This window comes from Streptomyces glaucescens (assembly GCF_002154375.1).
GTDB lineage: Bacteria > Actinomycetota > Actinomycetes > Streptomycetales > Streptomycetaceae > Streptomyces > Streptomyces glaucescens.
In genome coordinates this window covers 1-5,655 of sequence record NZ_MUND01000096.1, presented here as the reverse complement: position 1 = coordinate 5,655, position 5,655 = coordinate 1, and the positions used below count along the sequence as shown (strand labels likewise).

Sequence of the window (5,655 nt, the reverse complement as noted above, 5' to 3'; positions counted from 1 at the left end):
GCTGTCCAACCACGACGTGGTGCGGCACGCCTCCCGGCTGATGCTGCCGCCCGGCACCGACACCGACGCCTGGCTGCTCTCCGGCGGCCACGCCCCGGCCGTCGACCAGGACGCCGGGCTGCGCCGGGCCCGCGCCGCGACCCTGCTGATGCTGGCGCTGCCCGGGTCGTCGTACCTCTACCAGGGTGAGGAACTCGGCCTGCCCGAGGTCGCCGACCTGCCCACCGCCGTCCTCCAGGACCCGATCTGGGAGCAGACCGGCCACGTCCGCAAGGGCCGCGACGGCTGCCGGGTGCCACTGCCGTGGACCACCACCGGGCCGTCGTACGGCTTCGGCGCGGGCGGCGCCTGGCTGCCGCAGCCGGACTCCTTCGCGCACTACGCCGTCCAGGCGCAGGACGGGGTGGAGGGCTCCACGCTGGAGCTGTACCGCAGCGCCCTGAAGCTGCGGCGCAAGCTGCTGGACGGCGAGGAGCTGACCTGGCTGGAGGACACCCCGCCGGGCGTCCTGGCGTTCGCGCGCACCGACGGCTGGCGCTGTGTGGCCAACCTGTCCGACGCGCCCATGCCCCTGCCCGCCGGAGAACCCCTCCTCGCCAGCACACCCCTGCCGGAGCGCGGGGTGCTGCCCCCGGACACCACCGTCTGGCTCGGCTGATCACGGGCCGGTCCCGGGGGCGGGGCCCCGGGCCGGCCCGCTCAGTAGCGCATGGCGCGGGCCACCTCGGCCCGCACGTCCTCGACGAGCGTGCGGTTGCTGCGGGCGGTCGCGGAGCGCTCGCCCCCGGCGGGGACGCCGTCGATGGTCACGACGGTGGTGTCCTGGAAGGTGCCCTTCCCGTCGGTGAAGTCGACCTGGACGGCGAAGGACTTCGCCGAGTCGGCGGTGTTGCGGACGGTGATCTCGACCGTGGTCCGGTCGTCGCGGTCGGTGGCGGGACTGCCGAGCCGCACGTCCCCCTTCACGTCGAGGCCGCCGGTGATGTCGGCGAACCGCCGGTCCGCCTCCGCGGTCGCCGATGCCACGGCGTCCCCGGCGCGTGACGCGGCGGACTCGACCGCCGAGGCGGCGTCGCCGACCCGGTCCGCGGGGTTGTCCTCGCCGGTGCAGCCGGTGAGGACGAGGACCGCGGCCGCCACCGATGCCGTGAGCGTGGACCAGGTCCTGCGGTGACCGGGCATGCTGCCTCCCAGGGTGCGGGTCTCCTTCCAGTGAAGGCCCGACCGGACCGGCGCGCATGCCGGGTCACCCGGACGGAGTATTCCGCGTGGTCGGGGTGCCCGTTCGGGCGGAGGGTCGAGGCACGGCACAGCACCCGTTCCCGACGGAGACAGAGGTACGGCCATGGCCCAGCAGCCGCACGCACCCGAGCCGCCGGTGTGGGATCCGTCCCACCAGGGCACCGGCTCCGCCCCCCCGGTCCGCCGCCCCCCGGTCCGCCGGGAACGACTGGGCGTCGGGAGGCACCGTCTTCGCGGGCGTCCTGATGCTCGTCAACGGTCTCCTGGCGGTTCTCCAGGGCATCGCCGCGATCGCCGAGGACGACGTCTACGCCCGGCTCGGCGACTACGTGTACGAGGTCAGCCTCACCGGCTGGGGCTGGATCCTGGTGATCCTCGGCGTGGTGGCCGCGGCGACCGGCGCGGGCATCCTCCAGGGCGCCGCCTGGGCGCGGGCGGCCGGCATCCTGCTGGCCTCGCTGAGCCTGATCGCCCAGTTCCTGTTCCTGCCGTACGCGCCGCTCTGGTCGATGATCATGATCGCCATCGACTTCTTCGTCATCTGGGCCCTGGCGACGCACCACCCCAAGGCGTCGCCAGGGACCTGACCGGCCGCACTGCGGTCAGTGCGGCCGGCCGGCGGACGGCTAGTTGGTGAAGTACAGGTACTTCCAGGAGCCGTACGTCGTCGAGTTCACGCTGTCACCGGAGGAGCCGTTGACGTAGACGGACCGCATCCGGGCGCGGATGCCCGCCTCGCCGGGCGCTCCCAGGGAGACGGCGGACCTGCCGTCCAGGGCCAGCGCGAAGTACTCCGAACCGGAGGAGTACCACCGGCCGTCGAAGTAGACCTGGAGGTCGAAGCGCTGCTGGCGGCCCGGGTAGTACGTCATGGTCGTGGTGAGCAGCGGGTCGGTGCTCTTGCGGAACCAGTAGTACGTGGTCGAGCCGATCTTGCCGGTCCGGTAGTGCCGGGAGACGGCGGTGGAGACGCGCACCTTGGCGTAGGCGGTCGACTTCACCGTCTTCGGCAGGTACCGGGCGTCGCCCTTGAAGACGGCGCTGACGGTGGTGTCCCGCTTCATGTCGACGACCGCGGAGACGTTGCCCAGGGAGTTGACCGTGGCGGTCTTCAGCAGCTTCCTGGGCTTGTCCGCGCCGAACGGGTCCGCCCAGATCTCGACCGTGCGGTTCTTGTACGTCTTCCCCAGGTGCGCGGTGAAGGTGACGTTCGCGTCGTACGCGTACAGCTTGCCGTTGTTGTTGAGCGTCAGCGTGGTCGAGGCGCGCGAGACGGTCACCTTGTCCGACGCGGTGACGGCCGTGTGGTCGGCGTCGCCCGCGTACGCCACCTTGTAGGTGACGGTGCCGCCGGCCGGCGGGGTGTCGGAGAAGGAGTACGTGCCGTCGGTCTTCACGGTGACCGTGGGCAGCACCTTGCCGCTCGGGCTCTCCAGGTCGACCCGGGTGACCTTCAGCTTGACGCCGGCGGGCAGCGGCACGGACGCGGAGATCCTGCCGGTCACCGTGAGCGGCTTGCCGCGGGTCGCGGTCGACGGGGCGTTGACCGTGAGGGCGGGAACGCTCTTGGCGGGGTCCGCGAGGACCTTCACGGTGTAACCGGACGCCGTCTGGACCAGGGCGAACAGCCGGGAGGAGTCCGGCGCCCAGACCAGGTCGGCAGCCCCCCAGGTGCCGACGTTGGCGTAGGTGCGCAGCGGCTTGCCGGTGTTCGGCCGGTAGACCGCCACATTGCTGCCGGTGGCCTGGGCGACCAGGCCGGTCTCGGAGAGGTCGGCCTGGCTGCCCGCCGGGTACGCGCCCGCCGCGCCGAACGTGCCGTTCGCGTGGGCCAGCCGGTCGGTGCCGTTGACCAGCAGCTGCGGGGCCCCGGGCACGAGGTCGACGTCGTACACACCGTTGGTCAGGGTGTAGTTGCCGTCGTGCCAGGCGACCGGCTGGGCCGTGCCGCCGGAGACGTCGAGCACCGCCACCGACCCGGTGGAGTCGCCGGTCTCGCCCAGCGCCAGCAGGCCGGGCGCCGACGGGTCGGTGTCCAGCAGCACCTGCCCCCACACCTTGTCCGAGAACTGGCCGAGCGCCACCGGGTCGGTGCCGCTCGCCGGGTCCACGGCCGGGTCGAGCGAGCCGATGTCGCCGTCCCACTGGTCGCCGTAGCTGAACCACACCTTGCCGCCGGCGAAGGCGATGTGGCGCGGGCCGGCGGTGACGGCCACGGCGTACCGCGCCTTCACGTCCAGGGTCGCCGGGTCCAGCGCCACGATCTCGTGGCTGTCCGGCAGGGCCGCGTAGAGCGTGCCGCCGTCCTGGGAGAGCGCCAGGTCGCCGACCGCGCCGAGGCCGGTCACCGAGTCCACGACGGAACCGGAGTAGTTGGCGGCGACGATCCGGCCGAGGCTGCTGTCACCGACGAAGACCCGCTGGTGGACACCGTCCGCGACGATGCCGCCCGGGGCGGCGACGCTGACGCCGGCCGCCGACGCGGGTGTGGCCACGGCGACGCTCAGGGCCGCCGAGCCGACGAGGACCGCGAACGCCGTCGCGGTCGAGATGCTGCGCGTACGCACAGTTGCTGTAACCCCCACAAGGAAACCCGGCGCGGGGCCGGGGAGATGAGAGCGCCGCGCAGCGCCCGCGTGTCGTCCTGCCTACGCGGGGCGCGGCTGCCAGGGGCAGCGTATGGCATGGCGGTGACAATTGAGGAGTGGGTTTCGCTGTGTGGGCGGTGAGGCGGGCGGCCCTCGGCGGCACCGGACATCTCGTGGGATGACCGCATGGCCCCGTTCGGGGGACCTCGCCTCATCCGATGCGGGCCATGCGGCCCGGCGGGCGCACCCGGACGTACGGGAACGCGTTGCCCCGGCATGGCGCGACTCGCAGTCCCCCGGCACCGTTGTCACGACCGTCACCGCATCGGCGTGCCCCCGCTCACCGCGTCGGCGGGCGTGGTCCGGCCGCCGCCGTGGCCGCCGCACGCCGGGCACCCGCGGGACGCGGAGCAGGGCGTCCAGGGCGAGCGCGCGGTCCGCGCGTCCCAGAACCGCCCGCACGCCGGCAGGGAACTCCCGGCCTGCCCGGCCCGCCGGCGTGTGCAGGCCCGTGGGCCGGTCGCCGCCGGCCACTCCTCGGCCCGTCTCCGGGCGCCTCGCACGGCGCGCCTCCGGGAGCCGGAGCAGGGGTGCTCATGCTGGTAGATACTTCTACCGTGCGGAAGGGGTGGCGAACCGTGGCGAAAGCGTACGAGCGGCTCCTGCGCTCCGTGCGCCACCTCGTGCGCCCCCGCCGCCGGGATCCGCTGGACGCCCTGGTGGAGACGGCCCGGCGGCTCGACTACGGAGCGGCTTCCCCGGCGGCCCGCGCCGAGCCGCCGCGACGCGCGGACGGCGAACGGCCCTGACGCGAGGCCTCCGGGGCCTGGCTGACGATTCCCGCCCGCCCCGCGGCGCCTGGCCCTGGGTTGCCCGGTGAGCGGCGATCACCGGCCAAGTCGTCCCAACAGGCAACCCGGCTACCGGATTTACCGCTCTCACAGGGTGCTCACAGTGATGGCCGGGGCGCGTGGGGTGCGTCCGCAGTCGGCCGGGTGTGGGCTGTCCGGTCCGATGCCGCCCGACCGCGGCACTCGCAGACGAGGAACCCGATGACCAGTCAGAAACGCACCACACGCCTCAAGCGGGGCGCACTCGCGGCGGGAGCGGCGCTCACCGTCGTCGTCGCCGGGGCCGGGGCCGCTCCCGGTGCCGGGGACGGCAAGGCGAGCACCGCCGGCAAGCCGAAGCTCAAGCTGATCGCCGCGTCGAACTCCGTGACGCTCGACCGCTGGGAGGGGGAGCCGGGGGTCTATCTGGACCTGGGCACGTACGTCACCGTCGACGACGCGCCGCTGGAGTTCCGGGTGACCCGGAAGTCGTACAAGGACCCCGTCGTCGCCAAGCAGGTGCTGCGCAACGGCACCACCACGACGACGAGGACGCTGCCCGCCGGCCTGGTGAAGGACTTCTCCGGCCTGCCCGGCTTCCTGGAAGTGAGCGTCACCGACGCGACCGGCGCCGAGGTCGCGAAGAGCAAGGGCACCTTCTGCCCGAACAACGCCTCCGGCCGGCTCCGCCCGGACGCCCCGGCCACCTCGCACTACCCGGAGAGCTGCCCCACCAACCCGTTCACGCTGGGTTCGGTGTGGGGCGTGGAGAAGGGCTGGGCGTCCAACTCCAGCACGGTCGACTACGACAAGCCGGTGGACCTGCCGGCCGGTGAGTACACCGCGAAGGTGCGGGTCGCGAAGAAGTACCGCGACCTGTTCGCCATCCCGGACGACCAGCCCACCGTCAAGGTCACCGTGCGGGAGACCGGGGACAGCGGCGGCGCGGGCGTCGCGGCGGCCGGCAAGTCCGGCCACGGCGCGGGTCACGGCTC

The 5,655-nt window shown here is 73.4% G+C and carries 5 protein-coding genes and 1 pseudogene; 4 read left to right on the top strand and 2 right to left on the bottom strand.

The features are described from left to right. Positions 1-658, top strand: a 658-nt coding sequence (locus CCN42_RS07105) for an alpha-amylase family glycosyl hydrolase (RefSeq protein ID WP_143661866.1), incomplete at its 5' end; no start/stop codon positions are given. Positions 659-699: 41 nt separating this feature from the next. Here the strand turns inward: CCN42_RS07105 and CCN42_RS07100 are convergent. Beyond that, complete coding sequence (locus CCN42_RS07100) at positions 700-1,182, bottom strand: hypothetical protein (protein ID WP_086733836.1); 483 nt, start codon at positions 1,180-1,182, stop codon at positions 700-702. Positions 1,183-1,487: 305 nt separating this feature from the next. On the opposite strand from CCN42_RS07100, the gene CCN42_RS07095 reads away from it, so the two are divergent. Further along, on the top strand, positions 1,488-1,829 hold the full coding sequence (locus CCN42_RS07095; RefSeq protein ID WP_422641260.1) for a DUF7144 family membrane protein: 342 nt from the start codon (positions 1,488-1,490) through the stop codon (positions 1,827-1,829). 39 nt (positions 1,830-1,868) lie between these two features. Here CCN42_RS07095 and CCN42_RS07090 read toward each other — a convergent pair whose 3' ends face one another. Beyond that, a complete protein-coding gene (locus CCN42_RS07090; RefSeq protein ID WP_086733834.1) occupies positions 1,869-3,809 on the bottom strand; it encodes a YncE family protein in 1,941 nt (646 codons plus the stop codon). A gap of 659 nt (positions 3,810-4,468) precedes the next feature. Here CCN42_RS07090 and CCN42_RS42500 point away from each other — a divergent pair. Both CCN42_RS42500 and CCN42_RS07085 read left to right on the top strand, forming a co-directional pair. Then, entirely contained in the window at positions 4,469-4,639 is a 171-nt protein-coding gene (locus tag CCN42_RS42500; RefSeq protein ID WP_158102070.1) for a hypothetical protein, read from the top strand. A 243-nt stretch (positions 4,640-4,882) separates the two neighbouring features. After that, positions 4,883-5,655 (top strand): annotated as a pseudogene (locus CCN42_RS07085) (lysyl oxidase family protein); the annotation flags it as partial.

What these genes read in the sequence shown, in the direction of transcription:
- CCN42_RS07100 (WP_086733836.1), bottom strand. Translation starts at nt 1,182, where the DNA reads ATGCCCGGTCACCGCAGGACCTGGTCCACGCTCACGGCATCGGTGGCG.
- CCN42_RS07095 (WP_422641260.1), top strand. Translation starts at nt 1,488, where the DNA reads ATGCTCGTCAACGGTCTCCTGGCGGTTCTCCAGGGCATCGCCGCGATC.